Consider the following 18,462-nt stretch of genomic DNA (forward strand, 5'->3'; position numbering starts at 1 on the left):
CTACACCCGCCCTATATACCCCTCCACGAACAAACGCCGCGATTCTCCACACGGGGATAGCGTCGCTTGGCCCACCTCCGGGACACGATCCGACTGGCGATACGGATCGCGACGAATTGGAGGCGGCGGCCAAGGTTATCATCACGCTCACGGTGCGGTTCCGGCGACCCCGGAATGCGCACTTTTTCGCGTTGGAACAAGCTCCTGCGCGTTGACGAAAAGGCGAGAGAGACACATGGCAACCAAAGCATCGACCCCGGTCGCAACGACCTCGTTCACCGGTCGCAAGCGCGTCCGCAAGACCTTCGGCAAGATCCACGAAGTCGTGCAGATGCCGAACCTCATCGAGGTTCAGCGCGAGTCCTATGAGCATTTCCTGCGCTCGCGTCCGGCCGATGGCTATGTCTCGGGCCTCGAAAAGACGCTGCGCTCGGTGTTCCCGATCCGTGACTTCGCCGGCACGTCGGAACTCGATTTCGTCCACTACGAACTCGAAGAGCCCAAGTACGATACCGAGGAATGCCGCCAGCGCGGCATGACCTATGCGGCGCCGATGCGCGTCACGCTGCGCCTGATCGTCTTTGAAGTCGACGCCGAGACCGAAGCCCGGTCGGTGCTCGATATCAAGGAGCAGGACGTCTACATGGGCGACATGCCGCTGATGACCGGCAACGGCACCTTCATCATCAACGGTACCGAGCGCGTCATCGTCAGCCAGATGCACCGTTCGCCTGGTGTGTTCTTCGACCATGACCGCGGCAAGACGCATGCGTCGGGCAAGTTTCTGTTCGCCGCGCGCGTCATCCCGTATCGCGGTTCGTGGCTCGACTTCGAATTCGACGCCAAGGACATCGTCAACGTCCGCATCGACCGCAAGCGCAAGCTGCCGGTCACCAGCCTGCTCTACACGCTGGGCGACACGGTTTTCCAGATCGACGACGTGGTGAATGCACCTGCGGTCGGTGAAACCGTGCGCATCGCCGGCCACTTCCCCGCCAAGGTCGAAGAGTTCGACGGCAAGTATCTGCGCGTTTCGGGCCTGCACGGCGCGGTTTCGGACGGCCAGTACATCACCCGCGACGGCGAACGCGACAAGGACGTCGGCGTCATCAAGCGCGTCGTGTCGCGCGGCATGAACAGCGAGCAGATCCTCAATGAGTTCTATGGCCGCGTCACCTGGGTGCGTGGCCAGGGCGGCTGGATCGTGCCGTTCGAGGCCGAGCAATGGCGCGGTACCAAGCCGAGCTTCGACGTCGTCAACGCCGAAACCGGCGAAGTCGCGTTCCCGCTGGGCACCAAGATCACGCCGCGTCTGGCGCGCAAGGCGCAGACCGACGGTCTGAAGGAATTGCTGATCCCGACCGAAGAAATCTTCGGCCGCTATTCGGCGTACGACCTGATCAACGAGAAGACCGGCGAGATCTACATCGAAGCCGGTGACGAGTTGACCGAAGCCAACCTCGCCAACATCGACAAGTCGGGCGTCGACCGCGTCGAGTTGCTCGACATCGATCACGTCAACGTCGGGCCGTGGATCCGCAACACGCTGATGGCCGACAAGGTCGAAGACCGCGACCATGCGCTGAGCGAAATCTACCGCGTCATGCGCCCCGGCGAACCGCCGACGCGCGAAACCGCCGAAGCCATGTACTACGGCCTGTTCTTCGATCCTGATCGCTACGACCTGTCGGCGGTCGGCCGCGTCAAGATGAACATGCGCATGAGCCTTGATGTCGCCGATGACATCACCGTGCTGCGTTCGCAGGACATCATCGAAGTCGTCCGCACCTTGGTCAATCTAAAGGACGGCAAGGGCGAAATCGACGACATCGACAACCTCGGCAACCGCCGGGTCCGCTCGGTCGGCGAATTGCTCGAAAACCAGTACCGCGTCGGGCTGCTACGCATGGAACGCGCGGTCAAGGAACGCATGTCGTCGGTCGATATCGACACCGTCATGCCCAACGACCTGATCAACGCCAAGCCGGCGGTTGCCGCGGTGCGCGAATTCTTCGGCTCGTCGCAGCTGTCGCAGTTCATGGATCAGACCAACCCGCTGTCCGAAGTGACGCATAAGCGTCGCGTTTCGGCGCTCGGGCCGGGCGGTCTGACGCGTGAGCGTGCCGGCTTCGAAGTCCGCGACGTTCATCCGACGCACTATGGCCGCATCTGCCCGATTGAAACGCCCGAAGGCCCGAACATCGGTCTGATCAACAGCCTCGCGACGTTCAGCCGCGTCAACAAGTACGGCTTCATCGAAACGCCGTACCGCAAAGTCGTCGATCACAAGCTCACCGACGACGTCGTCTATCTGTCGGCGATGGAAGAAGTGAAGCACACGATCGCGCAGGCGAACGCCGAAACCAACAAGGACGGCGGCTTCGTCGAGGACCTGATCTCTGCACGTGAAGCCGGCGAGTTCCTGATGGCGCCGAAGAACCAGATCACGCTGATGGACGTCAGTCCCAAGCAGCTGGTGTCGGTCGCGGCGTCGCTGATTCCGTTCCTGGAAAACGATGACGCCAACCGCGCACTCATGGGCTCGAACATGCAGCGTCAGGCCGTGCCGCTGGTGCGCGCCGAAGCGCCGTTTGTCGGCACCGGCATGGAAGGCACCGTGGCCCGCGACAGCGGCGCCGCGATTGCTGCCCGCCGCACCGGCATCGTCGACCAGGTCGATGCGACGCGTATCGTCATCCGCGCCACCGAAGATGTCCAGGCCGGCAAGTCGGCGGTCGACATCTACACGCTGATGAAGTTCCAGCGTTCGAACCAGAACACCTGCATCAACCAGCGTCCGCTGGTGAAGGTCGGCGACATCGTCAGCCGCGGAGACATCATCGCCGACGGCCCGTCGACCGAACTGGGCGAACTGGCGCTCGGCCGCAACGCACTCGTCGCGTTCATGCCGTGGAACGGCTACAACTACGAGGATTCGATCCTGATCAACGAGAAGATCGTCAAGGAAGACGTCTTCACCTCGATCCACATCGAAGAATTCGAAGTCATGGCGCGCGACACCAAGCTCGGGCCGGAAGACATCACCCGCGACATCCCCAACGTCGGCGAGGAAGCCCTGCGCAACCTCGACGAAGCGGGCATCGTCTACATCGGCGCCGAAGTCGAACCCGGTGACATCCTGTGCGGCAAGATCACGCCCAAGGGTGAAAGCCCGATGACGCCTGAAGAAAAGCTGCTGCGCGCCATCTTCGGCGAAAAGGCCTCGGACGTTCGCGATACCTCGCTGCGCCTGCCGCCGGGCGTTGCCGGCACTGTCGTCGAAGTCCGCGTCTTCAACCGCCACGGCATCGACAAGGACGAACGCGCGCTGCAGATCGAGCGTGAAGAAATTGAACGCCTCGAAAAGGATGCCGCCGACGAACGCGCCATTCTCGACCGCTCGACCTATGCCCGCCTGCGCCAGAGCCTCGTCGGCCAAACCGTTGTTGCGGCCCCCAAGGGCCTCAAGAAGGGTGCCGAAATCGATGACGACATGCTCGCCACCGTGCCGCGCCGCGAATGGTGGAAGTTCGGCGTTGCCGAAGACGCCATTCAGGCCGATCTCGAAGCACTGAAGGCGCAGTGGGAAGACGCAACGAAGAACATCGACGCGCGTCTCGATGACAAGAAGGACAAGCTCCAGCGTGGCGACGAAATGCCGCCGGGCGTGCTCAAGATGGTCAAGGTCTTCGTCGCGGTGAAGCGCAAGCTGCAGCCGGGCGACAAGATGGCCGGCCGTCACGGTAACAAGGGCGTCATCTCGCGCATCCTGCCGCAGGAAGACATGCCGTTCCTCGAAGACGGTACGCCGGTCGACATCGTCCTTAACCCGCTGGGCGTGCCGTCGCGCATGAACGTCGGTCAGATCTTCGAAACGCACCTTGGCTGGGCTGCACGCGGTCTCGGCAAGCAGATCGGCCAGATGCTCGAAGACATCCATGCCCGTGGCAAGGAACTGGCTTCGGCGGACACCACCGAACTGCGCGCCAAGCTCAAGTCGATCTATGGCTGGCAGTATGACAGCGATATCGCCGACCTGTCGCCCGACCAGCTGGGTGAGCTTGCGCACAACCTCGCTGCCGGCGTGCCGATGGCGACCCCGGTGTTCGACGGTGCGCGTGAAGCCGATGTGACGGCGATGCTCGAACTGGCCGGCCTTGATGGCTCGGGTCAGGTCGAACTGTTCGACGGCCGCACCGGTGACATGTTCGACCGCAAGGTGACCGTGGGCTACATTTACATGCTCAAGCTGCACCATCTGGTTGACGACAAGATCCACGCACGTTCGATCGGGCCGTACTCGCTCGTTACCCAGCAGCCGCTGGGCGGCAAGGCGCAGTTCGGTGGCCAGCGCTTCGGCGAAATGGAAGTCTGGGCGCTGCAGGCTTACGGCGCCGCGTACACGCTGCAGGAAATGCTGACGGTCAAGTCCGATGACGTCATCGGCCGTACCAAGGTCTACGAAGCCATCGTCAAGGGTGACGACACCTTCGAGGCCGGCATTCCCGAAAGCTTCAACGTGCTGGTCAAGGAAATGCGTTCGCTCGGCCTCAACGTCGAACTGCAGAACCACGAGGTCGTCAAGTAGGGGCGGGTTGGCGGCGCGGCAGCTTCGGCTGCCGCGCGCACCGACGGCGCGCAACACCGCGCGCAACCTCCCCTCGGCCCCGCGCAGTTGGCGGGGAACAGAATTAGAAGGAACCGGTTATGAACCAGGAACTGATGAACTTCTTCAACCCGGCGGCGAAGCCGGAAACGTTCGACCAGATCCAGATCTCTCTGGCATCGCCCGAACGTATCCGTTCGTGGTCGTTCGGCGAAATCAAGAAGCCCGAAACCATCAACTACCGGACGTTCAAGCCCGAACGCGACGGCCTGTTCTGCGCGCGCATCTTCGGTCCGATCAAGGACTACGAATGCCTGTGCGGCAAGTACAAGCGCATGAAGTACAAGGGCATCGTCTGCGAAAAGTGCGGCGTTGAAGTCACCGTTTCGAAGGTCCGCCGCGAACGCATGGGCCATATCGAACTGGCGGCGCCGGTTGCGCACATCTGGTTCCTGAAGTCGCTGCCGTCGCGCATCGGCATGCTGCTCGACATGCAGCTAAAGAACCTAGAGCGCGTGCTCTATTTTGAACAGTATGTCGTGCTCGAACCCGGCCTGACGCCGATGAAGAAGTTCGACCTGCTGACCGAAGACGAACTGCTCAAGGCGCAGGACGAATACGGCGAAGACGCGTTCCAGGCCGGCATCGGCGCCGAGGCGATCCGCAAGCTGCTCGAGGAAATGGACCTCGAGGGTGAAATGGAGATCCTCAAGGAGGATCTGCGCACCACCAAGAGCGAATTGAAGCCCAAGAAGATCATCAAGCGGATGAAGGTCGTTGAGAGCTTCATCAATTCGGGCAACCGCCCTGAATGGATGGTGCTCCAGGTCGTGCCGGTCATCCCGCCCGAACTGCGCCCGCTGGTGCCGCTCGACGGTGGCCGCTTCGCGACGTCGGATCTGAACGACTTGTATCGCCGCGTCATCAACCGCAACAACCGTCTTAAGCGGCTGATCGAACTGCGCGCGCCGGACATCATCGTCCGCAACGAAAAGCGCATGCTGCAGGAAGCCGTTGACGCCCTGTTCGACAACGGTCGCCGTGGCCGCACCATCACCGGTGCCAACAAGCGTCCGCTCAAGTCGCTGTCCGACATGCTCAAGGGCAAGCAGGGCCGCTTCCGCCAGAACCTGCTTGGCAAGCGCGTCGACTATTCGGGCCGTTCGGTCATCGTGACGGGTCCCGAACTCAAGCTGCACCAGTGCGGCCTGCCGAAGAAGATGGCGCTCGAACTGTTCAAGCCCTTCATCTACTCGCGTCTCGATGCCAAGGGTCTGTCGATGACCCTCAAGCAGGCGAAGAAGTGGGTCGAAAAGGAACGCAAGGAAGTCTGGGACATCCTCGACGAGGTGATCCGCGAACATCCCGTGCTGCTCAACCGCGCGCCGACGCTGCACCGCCTCGGCATCCAGGCGTTCGAGCCGGTGCTCATCGAAGGCAAGGCGATCCAGCTGCACCCGCTCGTCTGCTCGGCGTTCAACGCCGACTTCGACGGTGACCAGATGGCTGTCCACGTCCCGCTGTCGCTCGAAGCGCAGCTCGAAGCGCGCGTGCTGATGATGTCGACGAACAACATCCTGTCGCCCGCCAACGGCAAGCCGATCATCGTGCCGTCGCAGGACATGGTGCTCGGGCTCTATTACCTTTCGATGGAGCAGCAGGAGCACTTCCCCGAATACATCGAGCTGCCCGATGGCACCAAGAAGCAGAAGCTGCCGATGTTCGGCAACATGGCCGAAGTCCATGCTGCACTGAACGCCAAGGCGGTGACACTGCATTCCAAGATCATCGCGCGCGTCGAAACCGTCGATGAAAACAACCAGCCGGTGCTGCGCCGTGTCGAAACGACGCCGGGCCGCATGCTGCTGGGTGAAACGCTGCCGAAGAACAGCCTCGTGCCGTTCGAAACCATCAACCGCCTGCTGACCAAGAAGGAAATCGGCGACGTTATCGACGTCGTCTATCGCCACTGCGGCCAGAAGGACACGGTGCTGTTCGCCGACGCCATCATGACGCTCGGCTTCCGTCACGCGTTCCAGGCCGGCATCAGCTTCGGCAAGGACGACATGGTCATCCCGGCCGCCAAGGAAGCGCTGGTCAATGACACCAAGGCCTCAGTCAAGGACTTCGAACAGCAGTACCAGGACGGCCTGATCACGCAGGGCGAAAAGTACAACAAGGTCGTCGACGCCTGGGCGCGATGCGGCGATCTCGTTGCCGACCGCATGATGGAAGCCATCAAGGCGCAGCCGATCGATCCGGTCACCGGCGTCCAGAAGAGCATCAACTCGGTGTACATGATGGCGCATTCGGGCGCCCGTGGTTCGCAGGCGCAGATGAAGCAGCTTGCCGGCATGCGCGGCCTGATGGCCAAGCCGTCGGGCGAGATCATCGAAACCCCGATCATCTCGAACTTCAAGGAAGGTCTGACCGTCCTTGAATACTTCAACTCGACCCACGGCGCCCGCAAGGGTCTCGCCGACACCGCGCTGAAGACCGCCAACTCGGGCTATCTGACGCGGCGTCTGGTCGACGTGTCGCAGGACTGCGTCGTCATCGAAGACGACTGCGGCACCTCGCGCGGCATGATGATGAAGGCCATCGTCGAAGGCGGCAGCACCATCGTTTCGCTCGGCGAACGCATCCTCGGCCGCACCGTGCTCAACGATGTCGTCGATGCCAAGACCGGTGAAGTGCTCGCACCCGCCGGCCTGCTGCTCAGCGAAAGCGACGTGTCGCGTATCGAAAAGGCGGCAGTGCCCGAAGTCAAGATCCGCTCGCCGCTGCTGTGCGAAACCAAGGCTGGCGTCTGCGCTACCTGCTACGGTCGCGATCTGGCGCGCGGTACCCCGGTCAATGCCGGTGAAGCCGTCGGCGTCATCGCGGCGCAGTCGATCGGTGAACCCGGCACGCAGCTGACGATGCGTACGTTCCACATCGGTGGCGCGGCGCAGGTCAGCGAGCAGTCAACGCTTGATGCTCCCGTCGACGGGACGCTGGTGTTCCGCAACCTCAACACCATCGCCGACAGCCGTGGTCGCAACATCTCGATGGCGCGCAACGGTGAACTGGTGCTGATGGACAGCGACGGTCGCGAACGTTCGATCCACCGCATCCCGTATGGCGCCACCGTCATGCACGGCGATGGTGCCATCGTTGCGAAGGGCGACCGTCTGGCCGAATGGGATCCGTACACCCTGCCGGTCATCACCGAAAAGTCGGGCAAGGTGAAGTACCAGGACCTGATCGAAGGCGTCTCGATGTCCGAGAACGTCGACGAAGCCACCGGCATCGCCAACAAGGTCGTGCAGGACTGGCGTTCGATCAACAAGAAGGACGACCTCAAGCCGCGTATTACGCTGCTCGACGCCGACAGCGGCGAAGCCGCGCGTTACCTGCTCGCGGTCGACGCCATTCTGTCGGTCAATGACGGTCAGGAAGTCTTCGCTGGCGACGTCGTCGCCCGCATCCCGAAGGAAGCCGCCAAGACGCGCGACATCACCGGCGGTCTGCCGCGTGTTGCCGAGCTGTTCGAAGCCCGCATCCCGAAGGACAATGCGATCATCGCGCGCATCAACGGCCGCGTTGAATTCGGCAAGGACTACAAGACCAAGCGCCGCATCAACATTCGCCCCGAAGGCGAAGGTGAAGTCGCCGAATACATGGTGCCCAAGGGCAAGCATGTTTCGGTGCAGGAGGGCGACTACGTTCGTCGCGGCGATTATCTGATCGACGGCAACCCGAACCCACATGACATTCTCGACGTGCTCGGCATCGAGCCGCTCGCTGAATATCTGTGCTCGGAAGTGCAGGAAGTCTATCGTCTGCAGGGCGTGAAGATCAACGACAAGCACATCGAGGTGATCGTTCGCCAGATGCTGCAAAAGGTCGAGATCACCGCGTCGGGCGACACCACCTTGCTCGTCGGCGAACAGGTCGACCGCGAGGAAATGGACGAGACCAATGCCAAGGCGATTGCCGAAGGCGGCCAGCCCGCCGAAGGCAAGCCGATCCTGCTCGGCATCACCAAGGCGTCGCTGCAGACGCGCAGCTTCATCTCGGCCGCATCGTTCCAGGAAACGACGCGGGTGCTGACCGAAGCGGCGGTGCAGGGCAAGATCGATACGCTGACGGGTCTCAAGGAGAACGTCATCGTCGGTCGCCTCATCCCCGCCGGTACCGGTGCGGCGATGGCGCGGATGCGTGTCACGGCGAACAGCCGCGATGCCGCGCTGCGTGCGAGCCAGGCTGCCAAGGTCGATGTCGTGGCCGCGCCCGAAGCGCTGGTCAGCCCAGTAGCGACCGCAACCGAAGTCTAGGCCTCGGTTCGAAACAAAAAGGGGCGCGCGCCGGGAAACCGACGCGCGCTTTTTTTGTTGTGCATCAGGTAGTTACGCGGCGAATCTGGTCAGGCTTTACGGGTCCAGGGCTTTTCGCGCAGTTTACACTGCTATCGCTGCGCAATTGCAGAATAGCCAGCGCCAAGGCGTGCGAAAGCGGCGACCTGTCGCCGGCCTGTCGCTTTCATGCCCTATCGTCGCCATTATCGGCGCGTAGATGGGCAGCATGGAGCTGAGCCACCCCCAGTTCGCGCGCCCTGTCGCCCCGCTGTCCACGCCGGGGCAGGGGCTGCGCGTTGCGCTGATTTCCGGCAACTACAACTACGTCAAGGACGGCGCAAACCAGGCGCTCAACCGGCTCGTGGCGTATCTTGAACGCAAGGGCGTCACCGTCCGCGTCTACTCGCCGACTAGCGACACGCCGGCGTTCGTCCACAGCGGCACCCTTGTGTCGGTGCCGTCGATCCGCATGCCCGGCCGCGGTGAATATCTCGTCGGGCTCGGCCTGACGCCGGCACTGAAGCGCGATTTGCGCGAATTCGCGCCCGATCTGGTGCATCTGTCGGCGCCCGACTTGCTCGGCCACCGCGCCAAGAAGTTTGCCAAGTCGCTCGGCGTGCCGATCGTCGCCTCGGTGCATACGCGCTTTGAAACCTATTTCCGCTACTATGGCATCGGCTGGCTGACACGCGTCGGTGAAAACATGCTGCGCAGCTTCTACAGCGACCTCGCCGGCATCTATGCGCCGTCGGAAAGCATGGCCGACCTGTTGCGCGCGCAACGCATGAATGAGCATGTGCGGATCTGGAGCCGCGGTGTCGACCGCAACCTCTACAAGCCGTCGCGTCGCGATACCGACTGGCGCCGCGCAATGGGAATCGCCGATAGCGAAGTCGTGGTTGGGTTCGTCGGCCGCTTGGTCCATGAAAAGGGCCTCGACGTCGTTGCCGACACAATCGCCGAGCTTGAACGCCGCGGCGTCAAGCACCGTGTCGTCATGGTCGGCGAAGGCCCGGCGCGCGACTGGCTCACCGAACATATCCCGGGCGCCATCCTGACCGGCCACCTTGAGGGCGAGGCACTGGCGCGTGCCTATGCGTCGATGGACATGCTGTTCAACCCCTCGACGACCGAAACCTTCGGCAACGTCACGCTCGAAGCGATGGCAAGTGGCCTGCCCGTCGTTGCCGCAATTTCAACCGGCAGCAGCTCGCTGGTCAACGACGGCGTCAGTGGCCGCCTGATCGCGCCGGGCTCGATTGCCGGCTTTGCCGATGCGCTCGCCGGCTATATCGCCGATCCGTTGGCGCGCGTTGCCGCCGGTGGCAGCGGGCTCGCCGCGAGCTCGCGCTACGACTGGGACGAAATCAACGGCGCGATGCTTGAACATTATCGCTCGGTGCTCGAACCGGCACCCGCCGCGCTGCCGGTATTGCTGCCGCGCCGTGCCGGTGCTGCACGTGTCGCGCCGGTGCCGCCAGTCGCCGCCGTCCGGCCGCCACTCGCCGCCAGCGGCAGCTAATTTGTGGCCGCCGTTGCGGCCATTCCAAAGCATCCCTTTCAAATCATGCCCTGCGCGCCTATATTGACCGTGCAGTCCTTCGGGATTGCTATGGCGATAAACGGCGTCGTGAAATAGGCACAGCGGACCCGGGGGCGGTACCCGGCGGCTCCACCATTATTTCTGGTTGTTCCGGAAGGTTTGGGGCCGAACTAGGATCGACGTGTGTTGAAAGACGAGAGCTTTTGCCCGGCCTGAAAACGCCGTTAAACTGTTCAAAACACCATAAATGCCAACGACAACGAGGCATTCGCAATCGCAGCGTAACCCGGTCCTCACGGACTAAGTTACACTGGCCGAAAGCGCGGTAGGGACCACGCCGGGCAACAGAAGTGGAAACCAGCGGTACGGGGAGCACCGGGCAACAGAAGCTCCCCACTTTTTTTGTTGGCGCTTCCGCTTGTAGGCGGCACCGGCCCACACCCCCGGCCCCGCCACCCATGAGTTTGTCGCAAAGTGCGGCTGGGCCGGGGGTGTGGGCCGGCACCTTGCGACGGGCGTGATAACGCGCCGCTTGACCGCGGCGGCGCATCACGTCACCTAGGGCGCTTAGCTCACCGGAGTCGCACATCGTGACCGATACGCCCGTCGACAGCCTGATACCGTACGACGAGATCGTGCAGGACGCGCTGCGTTCGGTCGTCCAGCGCGTGCTTGAACGCATCGATGCCGAAGGCGGACTGCCCGGCAACCACCATTTCTACATCGCTTTCCGTACCCGCTATCCGGGCGTCGAGATGCCCAAGCACCTGCTCGAGCGCTATCCCGAAGAAATGACCATCGTCATCCAGCACCGCTATTGGGATCTGAAGATCGACGACAAGCATTTCGAAATCGGCCTGAGCTTCAACCAGGTGCCGGCCAAGCTGTCGATCCCGTTCGATGCGGTGACCGGCTTTGTCGACCCGGCGGTCGATTTCACGCTGCAGTTCCCCATGAAGGAGGGCGAAGTCGCCCCCGAACCCGAACCGGCACCGCCGATCGTGCAGGGTGAACCCGGCTCGAACGTCGTGACAATGGACGCGTTTCGAAAGAAATAGCGGCAGGTTTAAGGGCCTCCGGCGGGCAGGGCCTCGGGCCCTGCACCCAATTGTTTGGCGCTCTTCAAATGGGTGCAGGCCTCAGGCTTGCCCGCCGGAGGCTCTTTAATCATCGAAAACAATCACTGACCGCGCCACCGACCCGCGCGCCAGTTCCTCGAACGCCTCGTTGATGCGCGACAGCGGGATGCGCTGCGAGATCAGCTCCTCGACCTTCAACTTGCCCTGCATGTAGAGCTCGACGTAGCGCGGGATGTCGATCGGCGGTCGCACGCTGCCCATGTACGAGCCCTGGATGGCGCGCTCGCCGATGGTCAGCGTGATGCCGGGGACTTCGATGTTGACGCCGGGCGAAATGACACCGGCGATGGTCGCGGTGCCGCCGCGCGCCAGCATCCGGTAGGCTTGCTGCGCGGTCTGCGGCAGGCCGATAGCTTCGATGGCATGGTCGACGCCCCAGTTTTCGGTCAGCGCCATCACCGCCTCGACAGGGTCGCAGGTCGAGGCATCGATGATGTCGGTGGCGCCGAACTTCTTCGCCATTTCAAGCTTCATCGGTATGCGGTCGACGGCGATGACACGGCGTGCGCCTGCTACTGACGCGCCGTTGACCGCCGCCAGCCCGACGCCGCCGCAGCCGATGACGACGACGGTTTCGCCGGGATGCACATTGGCGGTGCGCGTCGCGGCGCCAAAGCCGGTGGTGACGCCGCAGCTGATCAGGCAGGCGCAATCGAACGGCATGTCGTGGCGGATCGCCACGCAGCCGCTGTCGTGCACCAGCATGTACTCAGCGAAAGATCCGGTGCCGCAGAATTGTTCGAGCGGCTGGCCGTTCGCCGTCAGCCGCGGCGCCTCGCCGGCACCGCGCCGCGCTTCGGACGGCATGCAGCGGTTGGGGTGGCCGCTCAGGCAATGCTGGCAGTGGCCGCAGTGGAACACCAGATTGGCGATGACATGGTCGCCCGGCTTGACATTGGTGACGGCGCTACCGACGCGTTCGACGATGCCGGCGGCTTCATGGCCAAGCACAATCGGCAGTGCGGCGGGCAGGTGGCCATCGATGACGTGCAGGTCCGAATGGCACAGCCCGACCGCCTTGACGCGCACCAGCACCTCGCGTGGGCCGGGTTCTGCGACGGCGACCTCCTCGATCTGCATGGGCTTGCCGATTTCGCGGAATACTGCTGCCTTCATGGACGTTCACCTCCCAAGTGCGGCGCTGCGGCGCCTGTTTCGTTGGGGCGATAGTCCGCGCGATTGTGCAGCATTGCAACCCCATTGGGTGGGCGGGCGGCGATGCGCTATGCTGGCCGCCGTGGCGACACTGGAGACATTTATGGCAACGCGAACCGAGACTGACAGCCTAGGCGCCGTCGAGGTGCCGGCCGATGCTTATTGGGGCGCGCAGACGCAGCGCAGCATTGAAAATTTCCCGTTTCCGCCGCGTGAACGCATGCCGATCGAAATCATCCACGCGCTGGCGATCATCAAGGGCGCGGCCGCAGCGGTCAATCGTAGCCACGGTCTCGACGCCGGGCTGGCCGATGCCATCGAAGCCGCTGCCGCTGCGGTCGCCGCCGGCGCGCATGACGACCAGTTCCCGCTGACGATCTGGCAGACCGGTTCGGGCACGCAAACCAACATGAACGTCAACGAGGTCATCGCCGGGCTGGCCAATGAAGCGCTGACGGGCAAGCGCGGCGGCAAGGCGCCGGTGCACCCCAACGACCATGTCAACATGGCGCAATCGTCGAACGATTGCTTCCCCACCGCGCTGCACATCGCTGCCGCGCGGATGGCCACGCAGCGGCTCATGCCGGCGCTCGACAGGCTGCACGCCGCGCTGGCGGCCAAGCAGGCAGCCTGGGCCGACATCGTCAAGATCGGCCGCACACACCTGCAGGACGCAACGCCGCTGACGCTGGGGCAGGAGTTTTCAGGTTATGCCAACCAGCTGTATCGCTGCCGCGCGCGCATCGAACCCGCGGTGATGCACGGCATGTGCCAGCTGGCGCAAGGTGGCACGGCAGTCGGCACCGGGCTCAACGCGCCGCCGGGGTTCGGCGGTGCGATTGCTGCTGAGATCGCGCGACGCACCGGCCTGCCGTTCTTCACCGCCGAAAACAAGTTCGAGGCGCTGGCGAGCAACGATCCGCTGGTGCATCTGTCGAGCACGCTCAATACGCTGGCGGTGGCGCTGACCAAGATCGGCAACGATATCCGCCTGCTCGGCAGCGGGCCGCGCGCCGGCATCGGCGAGCTGTCGTTGCCCGAAAACGAGCCCGGCAGTTCTATCATGCCCGGCAAGGTCAACCCGACGCAGAGCGAAATGCTGACGATGGTGGCGGCGCAGGTCATCGGCAACCATGCCGCGGTCACGGTTGGTGGTATGCAAGGCCAGTTCGAACTCAATGTGTTCAAGCCGCTGATCGGCGCCAATGTGCTGCGCTCGATCGACCTGCTGAGTGTGGCGATGGACAGTTTCGCGACGCGTTGCGTCGAGGGACTGGTCGCCAACCGCGACCGCATCGCCGAACTGGTCGAACGCTCGCTGATGCTGGTGACCGCGCTGACGCCTGAAATCGGCTATGACGCAGCGTCGAAGATCGCCCGTCACGCGCATGCCAAAGGTCTGACGCTGCTCGAGGCCGCCCTAGCGCTCGGCCTCATCGACGAACCCCGCTTCCGCGCGCTGGTCCGTCCCGAAACCATGACCTGAACAACCGGGTGCAGGCCTCAGGCCTGCCCGCCGGAGGCCCTTAAATCCCGCTGGCGATTTCCCCGGGGTCGATGCAATGTCAAGCAGGGCAAGCAGGGGACACGGCATGCAAATTAATCGCAGGTGGGCGCTCGGGCTGGGCGCGGCGGCGAGCGTTGCGCTGGCGAGCGCCGGTCGCGCAGCGACAGTGGGAGCGGCGCGGATCAACGTGCTGGCGCCGGGTGCGGGCGATGCGGGCGCGATGCTCAAGGCGCTCGGCGACTATGCCGCAACCGAGATGAACGCATGGGGGCTGCCGGGGATGACGCTATCGGTGCGCGGGCCGAAGGGGCTGCGCGCGGTGATGACGCTGGGGCTTTCGGACATCGAACGCGGCTTGCCGGTCCGGCCCGACCAGCTGTTCCAGATCGGCTCGATATCGAAGTCGCTGGTGGCGCTATGTCTGTACCGGCTGGCGGCACAAGGGCGGCTGAACCTCGATGCCCCGATGGCGGAAGTGTTGCCCGGCGTGCCGCTGCCGGTGCCGGTGACCGTGCAACAGTTGCTCGAACACAGCAGCGGGCTGGCGCATGACGCGCCACTGTTCCCGCGCGTCAATGGCAACATGCTGTGGACGGGGTTCACGCCCGGCACGCGGTTTTCGTACAGCAACACCGGCTATGATTTGCTCGGCCACGTCGTGTCGCAGATCACCGGCAAGACCTATGCGGCCGCCTGCCGCGAGCTGGTGCTGGTGCCACTCGGCATGACGCACGCCGAGCCGGTGATCGTGGCGCGCGACCGGCCGCGCTATGCCATCGGCTATGTGCCGACGCTGGGCGACCGTGTCTATTTCCCCGGCGCCGAGTGGACGGCGGGGCCGTGGTTCGATGCTGATATTCCGGCGGGCTCGGTCGCGGCAACGCCAGCCGACATGTTGCGCTACCTCGACATGCTGGCGCAGCTTGCGGCGGGCAAGGGCGGCGCGCTGATGACCGATGCGCTCGCCAAGCGCTTTGTCACCGCCACCGTCGATGCACCCGATTTCGGCAAGGGCGCGCGCTACGGCGCCGGGCTGGCGACGATCGATATCGATGACCACAAATGTCTGCATCACACCGGCGGCATGATCAGCTTCAGCTCGTCGATGATGTTCGATGCGGCGGTCGATGGCGGTGTGTTTGCCAGCAGCAACGTCGGCAACATCAACTATCGCCCGCGCGAAATCACCCGCTACGGCTGCCGCTTGCTGCGCGCCTATGCCGAGGGCAAGCCGCTGCCCGAAACGCCAGCGGTCCGTACCCAGCCGCCGGTCGAGGACCCAATCAACTACATCGGCAACTACCGCGCCGCGAACGGCAGCGCGATCGACATCGTGCCCTATTTCGATGGCATCGCGGTGCGTGTCGGCAGTGTCTATGGCAGCATGAAGCCGATTGGCGCGACGAACTTCCTGACCGATCACCCGGCGCTCTACGCGCACGAAATCGCCTTTGACGCGGGCTCGACGACACGCGACCGACTGTGGTGGGGCGGCACGCTTTACGGCCGCGATGCGCCGCTCGCCACGCCGCCAGTCCCGGCCAAGCTCGCGGCGCGCGCCGGCAGTTATTATAGCAGCGACTCCTGGGTCGGCGGCATCTCGGTCGTGGCACGCGGTGACACGCTTGTCGCCGAAGGCGCCGGGCCGCTGAGCGAAAGCCCCGACGGCAGCTGGCGCTTCGCCGACTCCGAAATGGCTGCCGAACGCCTGTGGTTCGACGCGCCGCTGGCGGGTCGCATGCAGCGCGCCAGCTTTTCGGGCGGCGACATGTGGCGATTCAACGATGTTTGAGTTCAAAGTGAAGAGCCTCCGGCGGGCAGGGCCTGAGGCCCTGCACCCGATTGTTATGCGCTCTTCAAATGGGTGCAGGCCTCAGGCCTGCCCGCCGGAGGCCCTTGAATCGTCCCGCGCTTGAACGCGCTCCCCTGAAATGCCACAGCAGCGCATGAGCGAATTCATCCATCCCAATCTGACGCAACCGCAGCGCCGCGGGCTGATGTTCGTGCTGTCGTCGCCGTCGGGCGCCGGCAAGACGACGATGTCGCGCAAGCTGCTCGAAGACGACGACCATATCACGCTGTCGGTGTCGGCCACGACGCGGGCGCCGCGTGCCGGCGAAATCGATGGCCGCGACTATCATTTCGTCGACAACGCGCGCTTCGATGCGATGGTGGCGAACGGCGAGCTGCTCGAATGGGCGCATGTTTTCGGCAACCGCTACGGCACGCCGCGCGCCGCGGTCGAGGCAACGCTGCACGCCGGCCGCGACGTTTTGTTCGATATCGACTGGCAGGGCACGCAGCAGCTCCAGCAGACCGAAGCCGGCGGTGATTTGGTGCGTGTTTTCATCCTGCCGCCGAACATGGCCGAACTTGAGCGCCGGCTGCGGTCGCGCGCCACCGACAGTGAGGACGTCGTCGCCGGCCGCATGGCGCGCGCCGCCACCGAAATCAGCCACTGGGGCGAATATGACTATATCCTGGTCAATGACGACGCCGCGCAGTGCCTCGCCGAAATCCGCGCCATCCTCGCGGCGGAGCGCTTGCGGCGTTTCCGTCAACTCGGGCTGGCGGCATTCGTTCGCGACATGCTAGGCGTCGCGGGCTGAAACGAATCGCGCCAACGCGATCACCAACACGGCTTCAAGACATTTGGCACGACACTTGGGAAAGGACGACCGCATGACCATGGCCTCCGAATTCGGGTTCAACCCGCACGATGACCTCAACGACCTGCGCATGAGCGAGGCAGCGACGCCGCTGTATGACCACGTCAAGCGCTTCATCAAGGAAACCGTCGAGCCGATGCAGGCCGAGTGGGTCAAGCTCGGCGAAGTGCCGCACGACCGCTGGCAGTTCGCGCCGGGCCAGCTCGAAGTGCTCGAAGTCGCCAAGAACAAGGCGAAGGCCGAAGGCCTGTGGAACTTCTTCCTGCCTGACGCCGAATCGGGCGTCGGCCTGAAGAACCTCGACTACGCCTATATCGCCGCCGAACTCGGCAAGGCGCCGATGGCCTCCGAAGTCATGAACTGCGCTGCGCCCGACACCGGCAACATGGAAGTGCTCGAACGCGTCGGCACCCCCGAACAGAAGAAGAAGTGGCTCGAACCGCTGATGAACGGCGAAATCCGTTCGGCCTATGCGATGACCGAACCCGATGTCGCCTCGTCGGATGCCAAGAACATCGCCACCAGCGCCGTGCTCGACGGCGACGAATGGGTCATCAACGGCGAAAAATACTATATCTCGGGCGCCGGCGATCCGCGCTGCAAGATCATGATCACCATGGTCCGCACCAGCCCCGATGCCGTGCCCAACAAGCAGCAGTCGCAGATCCTCGTCCCCACCGACACGCCCGGCGTCAAGATCCTCGGGCCGATGCACGTGTTCGGCCAGGACCACGCACCGCGCGGTCACATGCACATCAAGTTCGACAACGTCCGCGTGCCGGCATCGAACATGCTGCTCGGCGAAGGCCGCGGCTTCGAAATCAGCCAGGTCCGCCTCGGGCCGGGGCGCATCCATCACTGCATGCGCACCATCGGTAAGGCTGAAGCCGCGCTCGACCTGATGCTCAAGCGCGGCGTGTCGCGCAAGGCATTCGGCCAGAAGATCGCCTATCTCGGCGGCAACCTCGAAATCATCTCGCGCGCCCGTATCGACATCGAAGCGATGCGCCTGATGGTTTTGAAGGCCGCCAAGGCAATGGACGTGCTCGGCAACCGCGAAGCCCGCATCTGGGTCTCGATGGTCAAGGCCATGGTCCCCGAACGCGTCTGCGAAATCATCGACCAGGCGATGCAAATCCATGGCGCCACCGGCATTTCGCACTGGTCGCCGCTGTCGGAAATGTACACCGATGTCCGCCACCTGCGCTTCGCCGACGGTCCCGATGAAGTCCACCACATGGTCGTCGGCCGCAACGAAGTACGCCGCTATGAAAACAGCCCGGCCGATGACATTACGCCGGCGGTGGTTTGGCGCAACTAGGGGGTAGGGCCTCCGGCGGGCAGGGGCTTGCCCCTGCACCCGATTGATTTGGGCCGGCATTCCACAAGGGACGCCGGCCCTTCCTTTTTCCCTCTCCCTTGACGGGAGAGTGCGACCCGCGCGCCAGGGTGAGGGTGACCTGCCGCCCGCGTATTTCCCCTTAATTCCGGCTGCCACGCGCT

General features: G+C 63.8%; 9 protein-coding genes and 1 other RNA gene. 9 read left to right on the forward strand and 1 reads right to left on the reverse strand.

Features of this window, described 5'->3' with window-relative positions; translation table 11 throughout:
• Positions 1 to 235: 235 nt before the first annotated feature.
• The 5 genes from rpoB to EUV02_RS01360 all read left to right on the forward strand — a co-directional run bounded on the left by rpoB (position 236) and on the right by EUV02_RS01360 (position 11,547).
• The gene (gene rpoB / locus EUV02_RS01340) at positions 236 to 4,588 is read left to right on the forward strand and encodes a DNA-directed RNA polymerase subunit beta (RefSeq protein WP_135244427.1); all 4,353 of its coding nucleotides are present in this window, start codon (positions 236 to 238) and stop codon (positions 4,586 to 4,588) included.
• A 119-nt stretch (positions 4,589 to 4,707) separates the two neighbouring features.
• Positions 4,708 to 8,925, forward strand: a complete 4,218-nt coding sequence (gene rpoC / locus EUV02_RS01345; protein WP_135244428.1) for a DNA-directed RNA polymerase subunit beta' — start codon at positions 4,708 to 4,710, stop codon at positions 8,923 to 8,925.
• 247 nt (positions 8,926 to 9,172) lie between these two features.
• Positions 9,173 to 10,468, forward strand: coding sequence for a glycosyltransferase family 4 protein (locus EUV02_RS01350; protein ID WP_207790122.1), 1,296 nt, complete (start codon positions 9,173 to 9,175; stop codon positions 10,466 to 10,468).
• Positions 10,469 to 10,500: 32 nt separating this feature from the next.
• Positions 10,501 to 10,848, forward strand: a transfer-messenger RNA (tmRNA) gene (gene ssrA, locus EUV02_RS01355).
• A gap of 231 nt (positions 10,849 to 11,079) precedes the next feature.
• The gene (locus EUV02_RS01360; protein ID WP_135244430.1) at positions 11,080 to 11,547 is read left to right on the forward strand and encodes an SspB family protein; all 468 of its coding nucleotides are present in this window, start codon (positions 11,080 to 11,082) and stop codon (positions 11,545 to 11,547) included.
• 105 nt (positions 11,548 to 11,652) lie between these two features.
• Here EUV02_RS01360 and EUV02_RS01365 read toward each other — a convergent pair whose 3' ends face one another.
• Positions 11,653 to 12,744 (reverse strand): Zn-dependent alcohol dehydrogenase, encoded by a 1,092-nt coding sequence (locus tag EUV02_RS01365; RefSeq protein ID WP_135244431.1) that lies wholly within the window; start codon positions 12,742 to 12,744, stop codon positions 11,653 to 11,655.
• Between the two features lie 142 nt (positions 12,745 to 12,886).
• Between EUV02_RS01365 and fumC the strand changes: the two genes are divergently transcribed.
• The 4 genes from fumC to EUV02_RS01385 all read left to right on the forward strand — a co-directional run bounded on the left by fumC (position 12,887) and on the right by EUV02_RS01385 (position 18,280).
• A complete protein-coding gene (gene fumC / locus EUV02_RS01370) occupies positions 12,887 to 14,269 on the forward strand; it encodes a class II fumarate hydratase (protein ID WP_135244432.1) in 1,383 nt (460 codons plus the stop codon).
• Positions 14,270 to 14,375: 106 nt separating this feature from the next.
• Positions 14,376 to 16,082: a serine hydrolase domain-containing protein gene (locus EUV02_RS01375; RefSeq protein ID WP_166430452.1), complete on the forward strand. Its 1,707-nt coding sequence runs from the start codon at positions 14,376 to 14,378 to the stop codon at positions 16,080 to 16,082.
• A gap of 154 nt (positions 16,083 to 16,236) precedes the next feature.
• Positions 16,237 to 16,899 carry a guanylate kinase gene (gmk, locus tag EUV02_RS01380; RefSeq protein ID WP_135244434.1) on the forward strand — a complete coding sequence of 221 codons (663 nt, stop codon included), beginning with the start codon at positions 16,237 to 16,239 and terminating at the stop codon, positions 16,897 to 16,899.
• Positions 16,900 to 16,972: 73 nt separating this feature from the next.
• Positions 16,973 to 18,280, forward strand: a complete 1,308-nt coding sequence (locus EUV02_RS01385; protein WP_135244435.1) for an acyl-CoA dehydrogenase family protein — start codon at positions 16,973 to 16,975, stop codon at positions 18,278 to 18,280.
• The last annotated feature ends 182 nt before the right edge of the window (positions 18,281 to 18,462 follow it).

Source organism: Glacieibacterium arshaanense (genome assembly GCF_004681125.1).
GTDB classification, from domain to species: Bacteria; Pseudomonadota; Alphaproteobacteria; order Sphingomonadales; family Sphingomonadaceae; genus Polymorphobacter_A; species Polymorphobacter_A arshaanense.

Excerpts from the sequence above, each read along its gene's own strand:
- fumC (WP_135244432.1), top strand. The coding sequence starts at position 12,887 with ATGGCAACGCGAACCGAGACTGACAGCCTAGGCGCCGTCGAGGTGCCG.
- EUV02_RS01365 (WP_135244431.1), bottom strand. The coding sequence starts at position 12,744 with ATGAAGGCAGCAGTATTCCGCGAAATCGGCAAGCCCATGCAGATCGAG.
- gmk (WP_135244434.1), top strand. The coding sequence starts at position 16,237 with ATGAGCGAATTCATCCATCCCAATCTGACGCAACCGCAGCGCCGCGGG.
- rpoC (WP_135244428.1), top strand. The coding sequence starts at position 4,708 with ATGAACCAGGAACTGATGAACTTCTTCAACCCGGCGGCGAAGCCGGAA.
- EUV02_RS01375 (WP_166430452.1), top strand. The coding sequence starts at position 14,376 with ATGCAAATTAATCGCAGGTGGGCGCTCGGGCTGGGCGCGGCGGCGAGC.
- EUV02_RS01385 (WP_135244435.1), top strand. The coding sequence starts at position 16,973 with ATGACCATGGCCTCCGAATTCGGGTTCAACCCGCACGATGACCTCAAC.
- EUV02_RS01350 (WP_207790122.1), top strand. The coding sequence starts at position 9,173 with ATGGAGCTGAGCCACCCCCAGTTCGCGCGCCCTGTCGCCCCGCTGTCC.
- rpoB (WP_135244427.1), top strand. The coding sequence starts at position 236 with ATGGCAACCAAAGCATCGACCCCGGTCGCAACGACCTCGTTCACCGGT.